Origin of the sequence: Nitrospirillum iridis, assembly GCF_014205765.1 — a bacterium.
Lineage (GTDB): Bacteria > Pseudomonadota > Alphaproteobacteria > Azospirillales > Azospirillaceae > Nitrospirillum > Nitrospirillum iridis.
Genome location: NZ_JACIIZ010000002.1, coordinates 498,617 through 516,934, shown reverse-complemented (window position 1 = coordinate 516,934; position 18,318 = coordinate 498,617). Strand labels below are relative to the sequence as shown.

The following is an 18,318-nucleotide window of genomic DNA, read 5'->3' as shown; positions in this document are numbered from 1 at the left end:
CGCCCCCCGGGCTGACCAGCGCCAAGGGGGGTGCCGGTACCCGGATGGGCATGTCGCGGCCGCTGCTGTTGACCCGTGGCGGGCCTTTCTGTCAAGTGAAGGACGAGCAAGGCCGCCCGGCGCCCCCGTCGGGATGGGGGCGGGGACCGGCAGAGGGGCCGGCAGAGGGAAAGATGGCGGCGGGCATCGGCGTGATCAAAACGGCGTGGGAGGGCGACCACTGGCTGCTCGCGGCTATCGGCCGATGGGATCTGGCCGGGGCGGAGCAGTTGGACGAGCGCCTGATCCGCCTGAAGCCGGAAAAGAAGCCGGGCCAGGTCCTGCTGGATCTGTCGGGGCTGTCCGGTATGGATACGGCCGGCGCCCTGGTGCTGGACCGCCTGATCGAACGCCTGCGGGCGGAGGGCGAGACGGTGGCCGTCGTCGGCGCGACCCCGGCGCAGTGCACGCTGCTGCGCGACGTGCGGCGCGCCGTGGTCCGCCATCCGGAGGTCACCGCCCCCTACCACCCCTTCCACGACCTGCTGGAGCGGGTGGGCAAGGGCGCCTTCAGCCTGGCCCAGGACGCCTATCAGTTGTTGAGCTTCTTCGGGTTGGTGTTCATCACCATCGCCCGCGTCATCCGGGACCCCCGGCGCTTCCGCTGGACGGCGTTCTTTTTCCACCTGGAGCAGGTGGGCCTGAACGCCCTGCCCATCATCGGCCTGCTGACCTTCCTGATCGGCGTGGTGCTGGCCTACCAGAGCGCCGACCAGCTGCGCCGATTCGGTGCGGAAATCTTTGTCGTCAACCTGCTGGGCATCGGCATCATGCGCGAACTGGGGGTCTTGATCACCTCCATCATCGTCGCCGGCCGCTCCGGCTCCGCCTTCACGGCGCAGATCGGCACCATGAAGGTGAACCAGGAGGTGGACGCCATGCAGGTGCTGGGACTCGATCCCATCGAAATGCTGGTGTTGCCCCGCCTGGCCGCCCTGGTCGTGGCCTTGCCCCTGGTCAGCTTCTTCGCCGACGTGGTGGGATTGCTGGGCGGTGCTGTCATGTCCTATGCCACACTGGACATCACGCTGGGACAGTTCCTGCGGCAGTTGCAAGTGGCGGTCAGCCCGACCACCATGATCGTGGGCCTGATCAAGGCGCCGGTCTTCGCCATGGTCATTTCCCTGGTGGGCTGTTTCGAAGGCCTGAACGTGACCGGCAGTGCCGAGAGCGTGGGCAAGCTGACCACCCGGTCGGTGGTGGAATCCATTTTCCTGGTGATCGTGCTCGATGCCCTCTTCTCCATCCTCTTCTCCTACCTCAAAATCTGAGGCGCCGCCGCCCGCTGCGGCCGGCACCGCCGACCTGGTCATCCGGGTGCGGGGGCTGGTCACCCGCTTCGGCCGCCAGACGGTGCACGACGGGGTGGACCTGGACGTGCGCCGGGGGGAGGTGATGGGCATCGTCGGCGGCTCGGGCACCGGCAAGTCGGTGCTGCTCAAGGAGATCATCGGCCTGATGCGGGCCACCGCCGGACGGGTGGAGGTTCTGGGCGTCGACATGCTGGCCGCTGACAGCGCCACCCGCCGCGCCGTCCAGGGCCGCTGGGGCGTGCTGTTCCAGGATGGCGCGCTGTTCAGCTCCATGACCGTGGCCGAGAACGTCATGGTGGCGTTGAAGGAGCATACGCGCCTGGACCCCTGCCTGATCCAGGAACTGGCCCGCATCAAGATATCCATGGTGGGCCTGCCGCCGGACAGCTGCGCCAAATACCCGTCGCAATTGTCGGGCGGCATGCGCAAGCGGGCCGGCTTGGCCCGCGCCCTGGCCCTGGATCCGGAAATCCTGTTCCTGGATGAGCCGACGGCGGGCCTGGACCCCATCGGTGCGGCCGCCTTCGATGAGCTGATCGGCACGTTGCAGCGCAGCCTGGGGCTGACCGTCGTCATGGTAACCCATGATTTGGACAGCCTTTATGCCATTTGCGATCGCATTGCGGTGCTGGTCGACCGTAAGATCAAGGTGGGAACCATTGACATGTTGCTGGCGGACCCGCATCCCTGGATCCATGACTACTTCCATGGGCCCCGCGGACGCGCGGCGGCCGTGAAGCGATGAGCAGTTAGGGGCTGAATTCTCATGGAAACGCGCGCCAGCTATGCGCTCGTCGGCGGCTTCATCCTGGCACTGACGGCGGCCCTGTTCATCGCCATCGTCTGGTTGGCCAAGGTCCAGTTCGACAAGGCGTCGACGCCGTACCGCATCTATTTCTCGGGCTCGGTCACCGGTCTGGTGGCGGGCAGCCCGGTGCGCTATCGCGGCGTGGCGGTGGGGCGCGTCACCGATATCCGCATCGATCCCGGCAACGTGGAACGCATCGAGGTGAAGGTGGAGGTGCCGAAGGACACCCCCATCAAGTCCGACGCCGTCGCCTCGCTGGAGCCGGTGGGCGTCACCGGCGGCGTCTATGTGGAAATCGCCGGCGGCAGCCAGGAGGCGCCGCTGCTGCGTGAAACCCAGGCTGACGTGGATGTGCCGGTCATACCGTCGCGTCCCAGCAACATCGCCTCGCTGCTGCAGGAGGCGCCGCACCTGCTGGAAAACCTGATCAAGCTGTCGGACAGCCTGGCGGGCTTCATGACGCCGGACAACCAGAAGGCCTTTGCCTCCATGCTGGCCAATCTGGCCTCCACCGCCGGCGCCGCCAACGGCACGGTGCAGGACGCCGGCCATTTGGTGAATGAGCTGCGCGGCAATGTGCGGGAGATCAGCAAGCAGACCGAGGCGCTGCTGGTCGACACCCGCGCCACCGTCAACACGGTGGGCAGCGACGCCAAGCGTATCAGCGGCAACCTGAACCAGTCGGCCGAGGACGTGAAGGTCCTGACCCGCAACCTGAACCAGACGGTGGAGCAGTTGCGCGGCATGGTGGAGGAGAATCGCGGGCCCATCCGCGACTTCACCTCCAGCGGCCTTTACGATCTGAGCCAGCTGATCGGCGATCTGCGCACGCTCAGCAACAACCTGTCGCGGGTGACCAACCGTATTGAAAACGATCCGTCCGGCTTCCTCTTCGGTGGCCGGCAGCGTGGCGTGGAGGTGAAATGAGGGGGGCGCTGAACCGCCGCCGCCTGCTGGCGCGCGGAATGGGAGTGATGGGCGGCGGCTTGGCCCTGGGCGCGCTGCCGGCCTGCTCCATTTTCGAGAGCCCGCCGCATGTGGTGCGGCTGACCGCGGCGCGGGAATTCGCGCCGGCGCAGCCTGTGGGCTGGCAATTGCTGGTGGGCGTGCCCACCACGACCTCCGTGCTGAACACCACCCGCGTGCCGCTGCGTCGGTTGGAGGGGGACTTCGGTTATTTCGACGCGGAATGGCAGGACGCCCTGCCGGAAATGCTGCAGGGGCTGCTGATCGAGTCCTTCGAATATTCCGGCCGCATTTCCGGCGTTGGGCGTGAGGGCTCGGGTTTGCGCGCCGATTACGTCCTCCTGACCGACATCCGCGATTTTCAGGCGGAATACCCTCACGCGACGGTGGAGGACGTGCCCACCGTCCACGTCCGCGTCCAATGCAAGTTGGTGACGTTGCCCCGGCGCACGATCCTGGAAAGCCAGGGCTTCGAGATCCGGGTGGCGGCCAAGTCCACCGGTTTCCCCGCGGTGCTGGCGGCCTATGACGAGGCCTTCCACACGCTGGCCCGGCAGGTGGCCGAATGGACCCTGCAGCCCGGCCGGCGCGCCGGCGGCGGTGTTTGAAGGTAAGGCTGGCCCCCATGCCCCTTCTTCATGGCTCAGCGCGCGGCGCGACAGTGGTCGACAGCCTGTCGGACGAGACGCTGGTGAGGCAGCGCGAGGCGGCCCGGGAGGTTGCCCGCTGCACCCGCGCGCTGGCCAAGACCGGCGACACCGTGCTGGGAGAGGTTCTTCGCGATGCCGTCCAGCCTTTGGAGCCGTGGCGCCATCATCCGCCGGCCGATGTGTATGACAGTGAATACCACGCCCAATTCTACTTCCACGCCCATCCGGAGTCGGAACTGGTGGGGGAGGAGGTGGGCCACTTTCACACCTTCATGCGGCCCCTGGGCATGCCGGACGGTGTGGCGCCGGCCCCGTTGCCCGACCTCCAACCCGACCCGGACGGCAATTCGGCGCTGAGCCATCTGATCGGCATTTCCGTTGACCGCATGGGCTGTGTGACACGCTTGTTCACCACCAACCGGTGGGTGACGGGTGAAACCTGGTATCCTGCGGCCGATGTCGTCCGCATGCTGGAAGGCTTCCAGATCGACCACGCCCGCCCCTCCTGGCCGCTGAATCGTTGGATCACGGCGCTGGTTCGCCTCTATCACGATGAAATCCTTGAGCTTCTGCACGAGAGAGATGCGGTGGTCGCCCGCTGGCAGGCTGAACATCCTGGGTCTTACGTCTATGACGACCGCGCGCTCGAAGTGACGTCTGAACGCCTGGTGGATGTCGACGGCCGCATCCAGGAAATTGAGCGCGCCGTGCGGCGGCGCGCCCGTCAACAGTCCGCGGTGGTCCCTCCCGCTTAGCTGCCCGTGGGGGGAATGCGGGGCATATGACCCAAATGGCGTTGGCCAAGACGGGGAAGGCTGTATTATTAATGGGCAATGGTCATCCGGTGGAACGCCGGGGATCGCATGGTGGCGAGATCTGGCGCCCCCTGACCTTGATGTCATGACGACGGCGGGGAGGGGGAGAAAAGCCAGGCGGCCGGTCGGTAGCGAAGGGAGCGGGTTGCCCTGCCAATGTCCGAAACCTTGACGCATCAGGACGTGCAACGGCTATTGGCCGATCCGTCCGCCACGACCCGCGCCGAAATGGCCACCAAGATCGCGGCCCAGTTCGGCGCCGATCAACTGACCCCCTCCGAGCGGGCGCTGGCTGAGGATATCGTCCGCTTGATGGCCCGGGACGCCGCCGTCCGCGTCCGCTCCGCCCTGTCGGAAAGCCTGAGGAACTATCCCGCGATTCCCCGCGACGTCGCCCTGCAATTGGCGCGCGACGTGGAGGAGGTGTCGCTGCCCTTCATCGAGTTGTCGTCGGTGCTGACCGATGCCGACCTGATCGAGCTGATCAAGACCGGTTCGGAAGCGAAACAATCGGCCGTGGCCAAGCGGCCCGAGGTGTCCGAAGGTGTCGCTGACGTGCTGGTCGACGCGGGCGCGGAAGCCGCCGTCGCCACCCTGATGGCCAATGAGGCCGCCAAGGTGACCGAGGCGGCGCTGACGCGGGTGCTGAACCGCTTCCCCAAGAGTGACGCCGTCCACGCCCCCTTGATCGAGCGGGGCAGCCTGCCGGTCAATATCGCCGAACGGCTGGTCACCATGGTGTCGGAACAGCTGCGCGAGCGGCTGGTGGAGCGGCACGAGTTGCCGGCCGATGTGGCCAGCGACATCGTTCTGCAGGGCCGGGAAAAGGCGACCTATGAGTTGGTGGGTGTCGCCAGCGACGCCCAGCTGGAAACCCTGGTTGAACAGCTGTACCGCAACGGGCGCCTGTCGCCGTCGCTGCTGCTGCGGTCCCTGTGCATGGGCGACGTCGCCTTTTTCGAGGTGGCCTTGGCCCAGCTGGCCCGCATTCCCACGCCCAACGCCCGCATGCTGATCCACGACGCCGGCAAGCTGGGCATGAAGGCGCTGTTTGACCGCACCAGCATGCCGCAGTCGATCTACCCGGCCATCAAGGTGGCGCTGGATGTCGCCAACGAGACCGAGTTCGATGGTGGTGAGCATGATTTGGAACGCCATCGCCGCAAGATGCTGGAACGTATCCTCACCCAGTTCGAGGAGATGGCCAGCGACGACCTGGATTATCTGCTGAGCAAGCTGACGGACCTGACCGCCAAGGTCTGACGGCGGGGCCACGCTTCCACCACAATTGTCGCGCATCCCTGCCGCGGGCCAAAATGGCTGGCCTGAACGGATGGGGATCCTTCACCAATGTTGACCTCGACGCTGCGGGCGGCCTGTGCCGCCGCCATGAGCCTTGCTGTCGCCGCGCCTGCGGCCTTGGCGGGTACCCTGGACATGACGGCGCTGCAAACCCGTCTGGATCGCCTGGCGCGGGATTTTCCCGGCCGGGCCGGCGTGGCGGTCCGTGATGGCGCCAGCGGGGCCGTGGTGGGTGTGAAGGGGGACGAACGCTTTCCCGAGCAGAGTGTGTTCAAGCTGACGGTCGCCGTCGCGCTGCTGGACCTGGTGGACAAGGGGGCCATGGACCTCAAGCAAAAGGTCACGCTCTATCCCACGGACCGCTCCGTGTATTGGCAGCCCCTGGCCAAGAACATCACCCCGGCCGGTTGGACCACCACGCTGGACGACCTGATGGCCCGCATGGTGGCGGACAGCGACAACATCGCCGCTGACACCGTGCTGCGTCTGATCGGCGGCCCGGCGGTGGTGCAGGCCGCCCTGACGGCCAGGGGCCTGGAAGGCATCCGCGTGGATCGGGATGAGCGCCACCTGCAAAGCGACATCCTGGGCCTGACCTGGACGGACGCCTATGTCGAGCCGGCGGCGTTCGAGGCCGCCGCCGCGGCCGTGCCGGCCGCCACCCGTCTCGTCAAGCGCGAAGCCTATCTCAGCGACCCACGTGACACCGCCGAACCCTCCGCCATGGCCCTGCTGTTGGATCGGCTGGACAAGGGGGACCTGCTGAGCCCCGCCAGCACCCGCCGCCTGATGGATATTCTGAACCACACTACCACCCAGCCCCATCGCCTGAAGGCGGGCCTGGGCGCCGGCTGGACGGTGGCGCACAAGCCGGGGGCGGGCCCCTCGGTCGAGGGCGTGACCCTGGCCAACAACGATGTCGGCCTGATGACGGCGCCGGATGGCGGCCGCTATGCCGTGGCGGTCTATGTCGCCAGCCTGCAGGGTCCTCGTGAGAAGGCGGACGCGTTCATCGCCAGCGTGGCCCGCGCGGTCGTCGAAGCCTGGCGGCCTTAGAGTGCGATCGGTTCAGATTGAAGCATCTGAACCGTGAATCGCACGACGGAACAGAAGCTTAGAGTCTTTCCGGCGATTCAACGAAAGCCGGAAGGACTCTAAGTTCCACGCCGCTTCGCCCGCGCCGTCGGCTCCGCCTCCAGCGGGTTGTCCGGCCAGTAGTGGCGGGGGTAGCGTCCCGCCAGGTCCTTCTTCACGTCGCGATAGGTGTTGGCCCAGAACGATGCCAGGTCGCGTGTGACCTGGATGGGCCGGTGGGCGGGCGACAGCAGGTGCAGCAGCACAGGCACGCCGGCCACCGTGGGTGTCTGGGCCAGGCCGAACAGTTCCTGCAGGCGCACGGCCAGCGTCGGGATTTCCCCGGAATAGTCGATGGGCAGGCGGGAGCCGCTGGGCACGTCGATATGCGTGGGCGCCTGCCGTTCCAACGCCTGGCTGAGGGGCCAGTCCAACAGGCCGGTCAGCGCGCCGTGCAGGTCCAGGCGCTGAAGATGGCCGGCGCGGCTGATGCCCGGCAGGTAGGGTGCCAGCCAGTCTTCCAAGCTGGCCAGCAGGCCTTCGTCCGACAGGTCCGGCCAGGTTTCAGCGGTGCCGGAGCGGTGCAGGAAGCGCACGCGCTCGCGCCAGGCCTCCAGCGCCTTGGTCCAGGGCAGGGCCGTGACGCCCAGTTCCCGGATGCCCGTCATCATGGCGGCGGCCACGGCTTCGGCCGGTGGCTGGGTCAGGACCTCATCCTTCAGCACCAGGCCGAACAGGCGGCGGCGGCGGCGGGCCAGCACGGCCTGTTCCCGCACATCCCAAGTCACCACCTCTTCGGTCACGATGCGGTCGGCGTAGACCTCCTCGATCTCCTCCCGCGTGATCGGGGCGGCCAGATAGATGCGGGCCTCGCGGGTGTCCCCGTCCAAATCGCCCACGGCCAGCCAATCGTGGCGCGACAGGGCGTCGGCGGTGTCCAGCACGGCGCCCTTGCCGTTGGCCAGGCGATATTGGCCCTGGCTTCCCGGGCGCTTTTGCGCCAGGCGGTCGGGGTAGGCCAGCGCCAGCAGGCGGCCGGCATCCTCGCCTGTGAACGACCGGTCGGTGATGCGCAACTGGCGCATGGTCTGGCGGGCGCTTTCCCGTATTTGGCGCAGGGCGCTGCGGTCGGCGGCACCGCCGTCCTGGCCGGACAGCAGGTCCAGCCGGCGGCGCAGATCGGTATCGCGGGCGATGCCGCGCAGCGGGTCGCGCTCCTCCAGCAGGGCCGCGAGGTGGACCGCGGCCGCACCCAAGCCCATGTCCATGCCCACCAGCACCATGTGCGCCAGGCGGGGATGCATGCCCAGCGTGGCCATGCGCCGGCCGTGAGGGGTGATCTTCAGATCGTCCGTCAGCGCCCCCAACTGGGCCAGCAAGGTGCGGGCCTGGGCCAGGGGGGCGGCGGGTGGCAGGTCCAGCCAGGGCAGGTCGGCCACGTCGTCCACCCCCCAGGCCGCCAGCTCCAGCGCCAGGGGGGCCAGGTCGGCGCGCAGGATTTCCGGTGGGGCGTAGGGGGTGAGCGCGCGGTCCGCCTGCTCACTCCACAGGCGATAGCAGAGTCCGGGCTCCAGGCGGCCGGCGCGGCCGCGGCGCTGGTCGGCCGACGCCCGGGAGACCCGGGCCGTTTCCAGGCGGTTCATGCCGCTGCCGGGGTCGAAGCGGCCCAGACGGGCCTGGCCGGCGTCCACCACGATGCGGATGCCGTCGATGGTCAGGCTGGTCTCGGCGATGGCCGTGGCCAGGACCACCTTGCGCTGGCCGCCGGCTGCCGGGCGGATGGCCGCTTCCTGCTGGTCCAGCGCTAGATCGCCATAGAGGGGCGCCACGACGACGTCGCGCGGCAGGCCCAAATCCGCCAGCGCCTTTTCCGCGCGGCGGATCTCTCCTGTTCCAGGCAGGAAGACCAGGGCGCTTCCCGTCTCCTCCATCATCGCGCGCTTGACCACCCGGGCCACGGCCATTTCCAGCCGGTCGGTGGCGGCCGGCTCCACCCAACGCGTTTCCACGGGGAAGGCGCGGCCTTCGCTGCTGACGATGGGGGCATCGCCCAGGAGGGCGGCCACGCTGCCACCGTCCAGCGTCGCGGACATGACCAGCAGGCGCAGTTCCTCGCGCAGCAGGCCCTGGGCCTGTAGGCAGAAGGCCAGCGCCAGGTCGCCATCCAGGCTGCGTTCATGGAATTCGTCGAACAGGACGGCGCCGACGCGCTCCAAGGAGGGGTCGCCCTGCAACTGGCGCAGGAATAGGCCCTCCGTCACCACTTCGATGCGTGTCCGGGGGCCGACGCGGGTGTCCAGCCGGACACGGTAGCCCACCGTTTCCCCGACCGCCTCACCCAGGGTGTCCGCCATCCGTTTGGCGGCGGCGCGGGCGGCCAGGCGCCGGGGCTCCAGCATGATGACACGTTGGCCGTCCAGCCAGGGCTGGTCCAGCAGCGCCAACGGCACGCGGGTGGTCTTGCCGGCGCCGGGGGCGGCCTGCAGCACGGCGTTGGGACTGTCCGCCAGGACCCGCAGCAGTTCCGGCAGGACGGCGTCGATGGGCAGGGATGTCTGGTCGATGGGCGGCATGGCGCCGTCATACCGCGCGCCGCGCGTTGCCGCCAGCGCCCTTGTGCGGGGCGGGAAACCCGCCTCGCGGGCGGTATCTGGCCCCTGCGCCCGTCAGTCGGCCGCGAAAAGGTGATCAGGCCAGGCTGAGTCGCTCCAGGCTGCGCTGGAAGTCCTCCGGGCGGTAGGGCTTGGTGATGAAGCCGAGCGATACGCTGGGTGCGCGGCGCCGTAGCGTGCCGGCGTCGACGGCGCTGGTGAACAGGCTGCGGACCCCGAACCGCGTCCAGATGCGCTCCGCCGCGTCCACGCCATCATCGCCCCCGCGCAGCATGACGTCCATCAGCACCAGGTCCGGCCGGTGACGATCCACGGCCGCCACCGCCTCATCGACGCAGGCGGCCACGGCGCAGACCTCATGGCCCTGTTGCAGCAGGATCTGCTCAAGACCAAGGGCTATCAGCGCCTCATCCTCGACGATGACGATGCGGTAGCGGGGATGACGGGCGGTGGAGGTCCGCTGGGTCAGATCCCGATCGACTGTCTGTTCGGCACGCACGGCGCGATAACCTGTCAACGTCATTGGAACACCAGGGGCGCGCCGTTGCCAGGGGGCGACCCGGATTGACTGCATTTTTCCTTAAAGCGAGTTGAAAGGGTATCCGTCCTTGCGTGAGGGGGCGGTAGGCAACCTGTCGTAGTTCACAAGGGGGGACGGCCGCCCCCGGCGCCGGGCGGGGGTAGGGCGAAAAATCGCCTTGAACAGCGCGGACCGGGTGCCGTTAGCCCGAACGATATGGAATGGCACTTAAAATCCGCGGCGGCCCTGTCTACACTGCGCCATCTTCTCACCCCCCTTGGGCCCGCCCTCGGGCCTGCCTGTGGAAAATGCAAATGTCCGCTCTCAGCACCGTCATCGTGCCGATCAACCGCGCCGGTTGGCCCTTCATCCTGGCCTTCGCCGTGGTCACGCTCATCCTGTTCTGGCTCTCCACCTTCCTGGGCTGGATCGGGGTGATCCTGACGGCGTGGTGCGCCTATTTCTTTCGGGATCCCGATCGCGTGGTGCCCTCGCGTCCCGGCTTGATGGTCAGCCCGGCCGATGGCCTGGTGCAGATGATCACCAAGGCCGTGCCGCCGCCGGAGCTGGGCATGGGGCCGGAGCCGCTGACCCGCATCAGCATTTTCCTGAACGTGTTCAACGTGCACATCAACCGCACCCCCATCGAGGGCACGGTGACCCGCGCGGAATATCACCCGGGCAAGTTCCTGAACGCCTCCTTCGACAAGGCCAGCGACCTGAACGAGCGCATGAGCATCCGCTTGGCCATGCCCGATGGGCGCGAGATCGCCTTCGTGCAGATCGCGGGCTTGGTGGCCCGCCGCATCCTCTGCACCCTGAAGCCGGGACAGAGCGTGGCGACCGGTGAGCGCTACGGCCTGATCCGCTTCGGCAGCCGCACCGACATCTATCTGCCGGACGGCGTGCAGCCCCTCGTCATCGTCGGGCAGAAGGCCCTGGGCGGCGAAACCATCCTGGCTGACCTCACCAGCGCGGAGCCGCAACGCCAGGGCGTGGTGCGCTGATGGCGCAGCGTCCCCCTGGGGCGGGGGGGCCGTTGGGGCGGCGGCGCCGGGCCATCCGGCCGCCCCGCCTGGGTGGCCTCACCGTCAACAAGCTTCTGCCCAACATGCTGACGGTGCTGGCCCTGTCGGCCGGCATGACGGGCATCCGCTTCGCCACCGAACAGCGCTGGGAACACGCCGTCATCGCCATCGTGGTGGCCGCCGTGCTGGATGCGCTGGACGGGCGCATCGCCCGTCTTCTGAACGCGCAAAGCAAGTTTGGCGCGGAACTTGACAGCCTGTCCGACGTGGTCAGTTTCGGCGTGGCGCCCGCCATGATCCTGTACATGTGGGGCCTGAACGAGGCGCGCAGCTTTGGCTGGATCGCCTGCCTGCTGTTTGGCGCGTGCGCCGCCTTGCGCCTGGCACGCTTCAATACCGCGCTGGGGTCCGCCGCGCAAAAGCCGGTGTGGGCCTACAACTACTTCACCGGCGTGCCGGCGCCGGCCGGCGCCGGCCTGGCCCTGCTGCCCATCGTCGGCAGTTTCGAGATGGGGCGTGAGGTGGTGGGCCATCCCGCCTTCGTGGTGGTGTGGACCGTGGGCATGGCCGCGTTGATGATCAGCGCCATCCCCACCTTCTCGCTGAAGGGCCTGCGCATCCATCCGCGGTATGTCGTGTTCGTCTTCCTGGGCCTGGTGCTGCTGGCGGCCGGCGCGGTCAGCGCGCCCTGGACCACCCTGTTGATCCTGGGCGTGGGTTATCTCGTCACCCTGCCGTTCAGCGTGCGTCAGTACAAACGCCTGAGGACCCAGGCGGAAAACCTGGTGGCCGCCGAGCCCGGGTCCGAAGAGCCCGGGGATGCGTCCGTCACCTCGAACGATGGGTCGCCGCGGCCCTGATCAATCCTTACGCGCGACCACCAGCCGGGCGTGGAGATGGACGGGCACCCGCCCGTCCATCCCGGTCTCCGCCGCGACGGCGGCGGTGATGCGGTGCTCAAGCAACGCGCGCTCCTCCCTGGACAATCCGGCCAGCGCGGGGGCGAAGGCCATGTCCAGGGTCGGGCGCCAGAAGGGTTTGGCGCCCTCGGCCAGGGCCGACTGCCTCAGGGACGACTCGGTCACGGTGCCGAAGCCGGCGTCCCGGAGCAGCCCCGACAGGCTCCCCGTCTGGGCGAAGCGGAACAGCACGGCAAGGTCGGGCACGCCGCCGAGCACGGTATCGAGCAACCGGAACAGGGTATTGTCGGCTTGCGGGCCCCAGCACAACAGGGCGGCGATACCGCCCGGGCGCAGGACCCGGTACGCCTCCCTTGCCGCCGCCGCCGCGTCGGGCACGAACATCAGGCCGAACCGGCAGCTGATCCGGTCGACGCTGGCCGGGGCCAGGGGTAGGGCCGTCATGTCGGCGGCAATAAAGGACAGGGCGTCGATGCCGCCCCCGCGACGGCGCGCGCCGGCCAGCATGGCGGGCACCAGGTCGCTGGCCAGTACGCGGCCGGTTGACCCCATGCCCTGGGCGGCGGTCAGCGCCGGCTCTCCGGCGCCGCTGGCCAGATCAAGAAGGATGTGATGGGGGGCCAGGTCGAGGGCCGCCAGCAGGGGCTGGTTCAGTCGGGCCGCCGGGTCGGCCATGCTGTCGGCCCAGCGGTCCCAGGCCGCGCCGCTGTTCTGCCAGCGGCGCATCTCCCGGTCCCGGCTTGGGCCCGGGCCCGCGACGGAAGGGGCGGCCTTGGGGCCGCCGCCGCTCAATGCAGGACCCGCGGAGCGTTGTCCTGCGGTTCATAGCCGCCATCGGCGAGACGGTGGCGCAGGAGGTCCACCTCCTCCGCGAGGCGCTGGTTGAACTCGCCCAGGCGTTCCACCTGGCCGGCCAGGTCGGTCAGGTCGCGCTGCAGCCGGGTCAGGTGGTCGGAGGCGGTGCGGGCGAGGTTGGACTGGCGCGCGGCCAGGCGGCCCAGGCGGCGCCAAACATAGCCGACGGTCAGACCGGCCGCAGCCAGCACCGCGATGCAGGCGAAGGCCAGGAACAGGGTGGGGTGGGCGTTGTCCAGCTGCGAGAGCATGTTCGATCAACCATGGAGGCCGCGTTGCCGGGCGGCGGTCGAAGGGAAGCGGTGACCTGTTCTACAAATAAGCGGGACACCGTCGCGTGAAAAGGCCGCGATGGCGGCCCCAGATCACGAGAGGCTGCTTGTCGGCTCGGTCACCGTCTCCGGCGTCAGGGCGGCCAGCTTGTCGCCAAAGGCGCGCAACACCGGTAGAAAGCGGTCGATCTGGTCGCGGGTGACGTGCGCGTCGGTGCGCAGGATGATGTCGGGGGCGGCCTGCAGCAACTGAGTCATGCGGAAAGGGCCGATCTGGTCATCCAGGAACATGGACATGCCCATGAGCATGCCCAGCGTCACGTCCTCCGGCGCGCTGGGGGTGTTCAGGACATCGTGCAACTGTTCCATCAGCGTGTAGGTTAGGACGGAGGTCCGCTCGATCAGGTTGTTGTGCGGGATAGGCCGGGACATTGGACTGGCGCTCCTTTTAACACCTCCCCCGCCGGGGATGGCTAAACACCTCCCCTGCTGGGGATAGCCGAACCATACGGCGCCGCTTGTCACCAAACCGTTAACTGCGCGCGAACGCTGATGCCCGCCTGCGGGGGGAGCAGGTGCAAGGGTATAGTTCTGGATATGGGGCCGTCAGGGACGGGCGCTGGCCCGCATTAACCCGCGCACGGCTTGGCGGAAGAAGCTACACTGCTGGCAAAATCAAGTCCGGCTGGCTTTTTAGGGCGTTATGGCATCGGGAAAGTCCGGAAAATACTACCGCCTGGATGGCTTGAGCGTCCTGGTGGCCGACGACAACCGCTTCGTGCGCACCATCCTGATCACGGTGCTGCGAGGCTTGGGGATCGGCCGCGTGCTGCAGGCGGAAAGCGGGGAAGAGGCGATGGCCATCCTCGACGTCTCCACCCAGATCCAGGGCGCCAGCGACATTGACATCGTGTTCGCCGACCATCTGATGGCACCCGTCGATGGGCTGGGATTGCTGAAATGGGTACGCCACCACGACCATGAAAAGCTGAAATTCATCCCCTATGTGATGATGAGCGGCGAGGCGGACGAGAATGCCGTCCGTCTGGCGCGCGATGGTGGAGTCACCGAATACCTGGCCAAGCCCATGTCGGTGGCCAATGTGGCGTCCAGACTGTTGGCCATCGTCGACAAACCCCGGCCCTTCATTCGCGCGCCGGGCTATATCGGGCCGGATCGGCGTCGGCAGACCCTGCCCTATGGCGGGGATGACCGCCGCGTCATCACCGGCCACCGCGTCCTTTTGGAGGAGGCGTCGGCCGAGGCGCTGCCACCGGTGGGGCAAGCGGTGCCGGAAGTGGCGAGTGGTTCCGATGGGGACGCGGGCGCGGAGTCCATTCCCGTCGCCCCGGAAACTGTGGAGTAATCCGATTGGCTGGACATGCCGGCGAGCTTCCGGGACGATGCCACCCCGTGAGAAAGGGACAGGAATGACGGACAAATCGCCAAAATCCCCGGGGACCCCGCCTGAGAAGCCGGCGGGCGGCAAGGGCGCCCGGGTGGTGGAGATCATCGAGCTGCCCAACAAGCTGCGCGCGAAGGTGGGGGGCACGGCGGACGGCAAGCCCGGACAGATCGACCCCGCCCATATCGACCGCGCCACCCGTCATGTGGCGCGTATGGCCGAGGCGCATCGCGGCCAGACGCGCATCGACCTGACCTCCCTGCAGGCGGCGTTCGCGCAGGCCCAGCGCGATACCGAGAACCGGGCCCAGCACCTGCGCAAAATCTATAAGATTTCCGACGGCATCATGACGCTGGGCCGCACCTTCGGCTACAATCTGTTGTCGGATTTCGCCAATTCCATGAACCAGTTCCTGGTGGATCCGGAAAACACGTCCGATGCGCTGATGACGGTGCTGGGCTTGCACATCGACGCCATGCACGTCGTGGTGCGCGATGACATCAAGGGCGACGGCGGGGAACTGGGGCAGGCCCTGACCAAATCCTTGGCCCTGGCCCGCGCCAAGCTGATTCACCGGCGCTGACGCGCCGATTTATGCCGCCCCTCCGAAACCTTCACCCTTATACCAGCGGCACGAGATTCCGACTCGTGCCGCTGTAGCCCGCGACTGCGGGCGCCGGAGCTTACCGGGGAGCGTAGCGGACGGGAAAACGAGGAAGCCAAGCGACCGGATGGTCGCGCCCGGCGATTGAGGAACGGCATTTGATCGGTCACGATCAAATGCCGTTGGCATTACTTGTCCTTGCGGGCGCGGGCGAAGGCATCGGCCAGCGCGCCGCCGAAGGCGTTGCCAAAACTGCCGCCACGCGGTTCAGGTGCCGCCTTGTTCCCGCCGCCCTGGCCGGGGCGGGGGCCGCCCGGCTTGCGATCGCCCCGGGGACGTTCGCCCCCCGGACCGCGGTTCTGGCCCCGGTTCTCGGCCCGGGCGTCATCCTGCCGAGGGCCGGTGGGCCGGCCGGCGGCGGGCGCCTGTTCCTCCAGGCGCATGGTCAGCGCCACGCGGCGGCGTTTCAGGTCCACCTCCAGCACCTTGACCTTGACGATGTCGCCGGCGGTGACGACGGCGTGCGGGTCCTTCACGAATTTGCCGGCCAGCTGAGAAATGTGCACCAGGCCGTCCTGGTGCACGCCGACGTCGACGAAGGCGCCGAAGGCGGTGACGTTGGTGACGACACCTTCCAGCACCATGCCGGGCTGCAGGTCCTTCAACTCCTCCACGCCGTCCTTGAAGGCGGCGGTCTTGAACTCAGGACGCGGGTCGCGGCCCGGCTTCTCCAATTCCTTAAGGATGTCCTCGACCGTTGGGATACCGAAACGATCGTCGGCATAGTCGGCGGGGTCCAGGGAACGCAGGAAAGGCACGTCGCCGATCAGCGTCGCCAGGGTGCGGCCGGTCTTGGCCAGGATGCGTTCCACCACGGTGTAGGATTCCGGATGGACGGCGGAACCGTCCAACGCCGTGTCGCCGTCACGGATGCGCAGGAAGCCCGCCGCCTGCTCGAACGCCTTGGGGCCCAGGCGCGACACCTCCAGCAGCTGGCGGCGGTTGCGGAAGGCGCCGTTGGTGTCGCGGAATTCCACGATGTTGCGGGCGATGCTGTCGCTGAGGCCCGACACCCGGGCCAGCAGGGGGACGGACGCGGTGTTGAGGTCCACGCCCACGCCGTTCACGCAATCCTCGACCACGGCGTCCAGGGTACGGGCCAGCTTGGTGGGGCTGACGTCATGCTGGTACTGGCCGACACCGATGGACTTGGGATCGATCTTCACCAGTTCGGCCAGCGGGTCCTGCAGGCGCCGCGCGATGGACACGGCGCCGCGCAGGCTGACGTCCAGGTTGGGGAACTCCTTGGCCGCGACCTCGGACGCCGAATAGACCGAGGCGCCAGCCTCCGACACCATGACCTTGGTCAGCTTCAGCTGCGGGAACTGGGCCATGAGGTCGGCGGCCAGCTTGTCCGTCTCGCGCGAGGCGGTGCCGTTGCCGATGGCGATCAGGCCGACATTGTGCCGTGCGGCCAGCGCCGCCAGCGTGGCGATGGAACCGGCCCAGTCGCGCCGCGGCTCATGCGGGAAAACCGTGGCGGTCTCCAGCATCTTGCCGGTGGCGTCGACCACCGCCACCTTCACGCCGGTGCGGATGCCCGGATCAAGTCCCAGGGTGGCGCGCTGACCGGCCGGCGGGGCCAGCAGCAGGCCCTTCAGGTTGCGGCCGAAGACGGCGATGGCCTCATCCTCGGCCCGGTCACGCACCGTGCCCATCAGGTCCAGTTCCAGGTGCAGGGCGATCTTGGTGCGCCAGGCCCAGCGGCAGGTGTCCAGCAGCCAGCGATCGGCGGGCCGGCCCTTGTCCTGGATGGCGAATCGGTTGGCGATCGCCACCTCGCAGGGGTGCGGCTGACCCGGGGCCGGGTCTTCCCCCACCTTCACCGCCAAATCCAGGATGCCGCCGGCCCGGCCGCGGAACAGGGCCAGCGCGCGGTGCGACGGCAGGCCCGACAGCGGCTCCGCCTTGTCGAAATAGTCGGAGAACTTGGCGCCCTCCTCGGCCTTGCCCTCCACCACGGTGGAGACGACGCGGCCGTGTTCCTGGCAGTAGCCACGCAGGAAACCCAGCAGCTCGGCGTTTTCCCCCATGCGCTCCACCAGGATGGCGCGGGCGCCCTCCAGAGCGGCCTTGGCGTCGGCCACGCCCTTTTCGGCGTCGACGTATGCGGCGGCGCTGGCTTCCGGGTCGTGCGTCGGCTCGGTCAGCAGCAGGTCGGCCAGGGGCTCCAGCCCCGCCTCCCGCGCGATCATCGCCTTGGTCCGGCGCTTGGGCTTGTAGGGCAGGTACAGATCTTCCAGCCGGGTCTTGGTGTCGGCCGTGGCGATCTGGGTTTGCAACTCGGGTGTCAGCTTGCCCTGTTCCTCGATGGATTTGAGGATGGTGGCCCGCCGCTCCTCCATCTCACGCAGATAGCGCAGACGTTCATCCAGGGTGCGCAGCTGGGTGTCGTCCAGGCCGCCGGTCGCTTCCTTACGGTAGCGGGCGATGAAGGGCACGGTCGAGCCTTCGTCCAGCAAGGCGACCGCCGCGGCGACCTGTTCAGGGCGGGCGGCGAGTTCAGTGGCGATGAGGCCGACGATGCGGCGCGCGGTATCGGTCATGGCGGCTTGGGGACCAGACGTGGTGGCAAGGATAAGGACGCCCCTCGGGGCCCAGGCTCATTACCGCGACGCGGCGGGGATCGCCAGTCTTTGTCGCACCTACCCCCTTGGAAGGGGATTATCCACCTTTCGGGCAGGAGAATCGGGGCGTGGCGGGCGGCACAATTCCTGGACCTTCCGCCGTGGGCCGCTCTATTCCTGGGGGTGGGCGGGCGCGGGCCTTTCTCTTTCGGGCAGGGGGACGGGCTCTTTTCCGGCCGTGCTCCACAGACTTATCCACAGATGCCGATTATTTCGCACGGCAAAATCAGGCGACCGATAGGAAACGCCCTCTCCGGCCGTGCCAAGGTCGACTGATTTAATCTATGCTGCCCGCCCCGGCCAAAAGGGCGGGGGCTTGGCGCCAATCAGGCCGCCCATTGCGGGGGTGGGCGGGCAGGGGGATGGGGGACATTCGACCCGGACTTTCCTTGACCGTCACGCGCCCCTCTGGTATCGGCGCGGATTGCTGTTATGGTGCCGGCCTCGG

The 18,318-nt window shown here is 68.1% G+C and carries 17 protein-coding genes; 11 read left to right on the top strand and 6 right to left on the bottom strand.

Going from position 1 to position 18,318, the window contains the following annotated elements; translation table 11 throughout:
* Window positions 1-173 precede the first annotated feature (173 nt).
* From FHS74_RS05280 to bla, 7 genes are all read left to right on the top strand, one after another.
* The gene (locus FHS74_RS05280) at window positions 174-1,310 is read left to right on the top strand and encodes an MlaE family lipid ABC transporter permease subunit (RefSeq protein ID WP_184798134.1); all 1,137 of its coding nucleotides are present in this window, start codon (window positions 174-176) and stop codon (window positions 1,308-1,310) included.
* On the top strand, window positions 1,270-2,097 hold the full coding sequence (locus tag FHS74_RS05275; protein ID WP_246462920.1) for an ABC transporter ATP-binding protein: 828 nt from the start codon (window positions 1,270-1,272) through the stop codon (window positions 2,095-2,097). Before FHS74_RS05280 ends, FHS74_RS05275 begins: the two co-directional genes overlap by 41 nt.
* 21 nt (window positions 2,098-2,118) lie before the next feature.
* A complete protein-coding gene (locus FHS74_RS05270; protein ID WP_184798132.1) occupies window positions 2,119-3,087 on the top strand; it encodes an MlaD family protein in 969 nt (322 codons plus the stop codon).
* Window positions 3,084-3,734: an ABC-type transport auxiliary lipoprotein family protein gene (locus FHS74_RS05265; protein ID WP_184798131.1), complete on the top strand. Its 651-nt coding sequence runs from the start codon at window positions 3,084-3,086 to the stop codon at window positions 3,732-3,734. Before FHS74_RS05270 ends, FHS74_RS05265 begins: the two co-directional genes overlap by 4 nt.
* Window positions 3,735-3,751: 17 nt before the next feature.
* On the top strand, window positions 3,752-4,531 hold the full coding sequence (locus tag FHS74_RS05260) for a DUF6969 family protein (RefSeq protein WP_184798129.1): 780 nt from the start codon (window positions 3,752-3,754) through the stop codon (window positions 4,529-4,531).
* A gap of 216 nt (window positions 4,532-4,747) precedes the next feature.
* On the top strand, window positions 4,748-5,854 hold the full coding sequence (gene spbR / locus FHS74_RS05255; RefSeq protein WP_184798127.1) for a SpbR family protein: 1,107 nt from the start codon (window positions 4,748-4,750) through the stop codon (window positions 5,852-5,854).
* 87 nt (window positions 5,855-5,941) lie between these two features.
* On the top strand, window positions 5,942-6,949 hold the full coding sequence (gene bla, locus FHS74_RS05250; protein ID WP_184798125.1) for a class A beta-lactamase: 1,008 nt from the start codon (window positions 5,942-5,944) through the stop codon (window positions 6,947-6,949).
* Between the two features lie 98 nt (window positions 6,950-7,047).
* On the opposite strand, the gene hrpB is transcribed toward bla, so the two are convergent.
* Complete coding sequence (gene hrpB, locus FHS74_RS05245; protein ID WP_184798123.1) at window positions 7,048-9,540, bottom strand: ATP-dependent helicase HrpB; 2,493 nt, start codon at window positions 9,538-9,540, stop codon at window positions 7,048-7,050.
* Window positions 9,541-9,655: 115 nt separating this feature from the next.
* The gene (locus tag FHS74_RS05240; protein ID WP_184798121.1) at window positions 9,656-10,102 is read right to left on the bottom strand and encodes a response regulator; all 447 of its coding nucleotides are present in this window, start codon (window positions 10,100-10,102) and stop codon (window positions 9,656-9,658) included.
* A gap of 311 nt (window positions 10,103-10,413) precedes the next feature.
* Between FHS74_RS05240 and FHS74_RS05235 the strand changes: the two genes are divergently transcribed.
* Window positions 10,414-11,106, top strand: a complete 693-nt coding sequence (locus FHS74_RS05235; protein WP_211106114.1) for a phosphatidylserine decarboxylase — start codon at window positions 10,414-10,416, stop codon at window positions 11,104-11,106.
* The gene (pssA, locus tag FHS74_RS05230; protein WP_184798117.1) at window positions 11,106-11,987 is read left to right on the top strand and encodes a CDP-diacylglycerol--serine O-phosphatidyltransferase; all 882 of its coding nucleotides are present in this window, start codon (window positions 11,106-11,108) and stop codon (window positions 11,985-11,987) included. Before FHS74_RS05235 ends, pssA begins: the two co-directional genes overlap by 1 nt.
* Here the strand turns inward: pssA and FHS74_RS05225 are convergent, their stop codons facing one another.
* The 3 genes from FHS74_RS05225 to FHS74_RS05215 all read right to left on the bottom strand — a co-directional run bounded on the left by FHS74_RS05225 (window position 11,988) and on the right by FHS74_RS05215 (window position 13,606).
* Window positions 11,988-12,773 carry a class I SAM-dependent methyltransferase gene (locus FHS74_RS05225; protein ID WP_246462919.1) on the bottom strand — a complete coding sequence of 262 codons (786 nt, stop codon included), beginning with the start codon at window positions 12,771-12,773 and terminating at the stop codon, window positions 11,988-11,990.
* 62 nt (window positions 12,774-12,835) lie between these two features.
* On the bottom strand, window positions 12,836-13,153 hold the full coding sequence (locus FHS74_RS05220; protein ID WP_184798115.1) for a hypothetical protein: 318 nt from the start codon (window positions 13,151-13,153) through the stop codon (window positions 12,836-12,838).
* Between the two features lie 114 nt (window positions 13,154-13,267).
* Window positions 13,268-13,606 carry a hypothetical protein gene (locus FHS74_RS05215; protein ID WP_184798113.1) on the bottom strand — a complete coding sequence of 113 codons (339 nt, stop codon included), beginning with the start codon at window positions 13,604-13,606 and terminating at the stop codon, window positions 13,268-13,270.
* Window positions 13,607-13,877: 271 nt separating this feature from the next.
* Between FHS74_RS05215 and FHS74_RS05210 the strand changes: the two genes are divergently transcribed.
* Entirely contained in the window at window positions 13,878-14,540 is a 663-nt protein-coding gene (locus tag FHS74_RS05210) for a response regulator (RefSeq protein ID WP_184798111.1), read from the top strand.
* A gap of 64 nt (window positions 14,541-14,604) precedes the next feature.
* Window positions 14,605-15,162, top strand: a complete 558-nt coding sequence (locus FHS74_RS05205) for a hypothetical protein (protein WP_184798109.1) — start codon at window positions 14,605-14,607, stop codon at window positions 15,160-15,162.
* 209 nt (window positions 15,163-15,371) lie between these two features.
* On the opposite strand, the gene FHS74_RS05200 is transcribed toward FHS74_RS05205, so the two are convergent.
* Window positions 15,372-17,789, bottom strand: a complete 2,418-nt coding sequence (locus FHS74_RS05200) for a Tex family protein (RefSeq protein ID WP_184798108.1) — start codon at window positions 17,787-17,789, stop codon at window positions 15,372-15,374.
* Window positions 17,790-18,318: the final 529 nt, after the last annotated feature.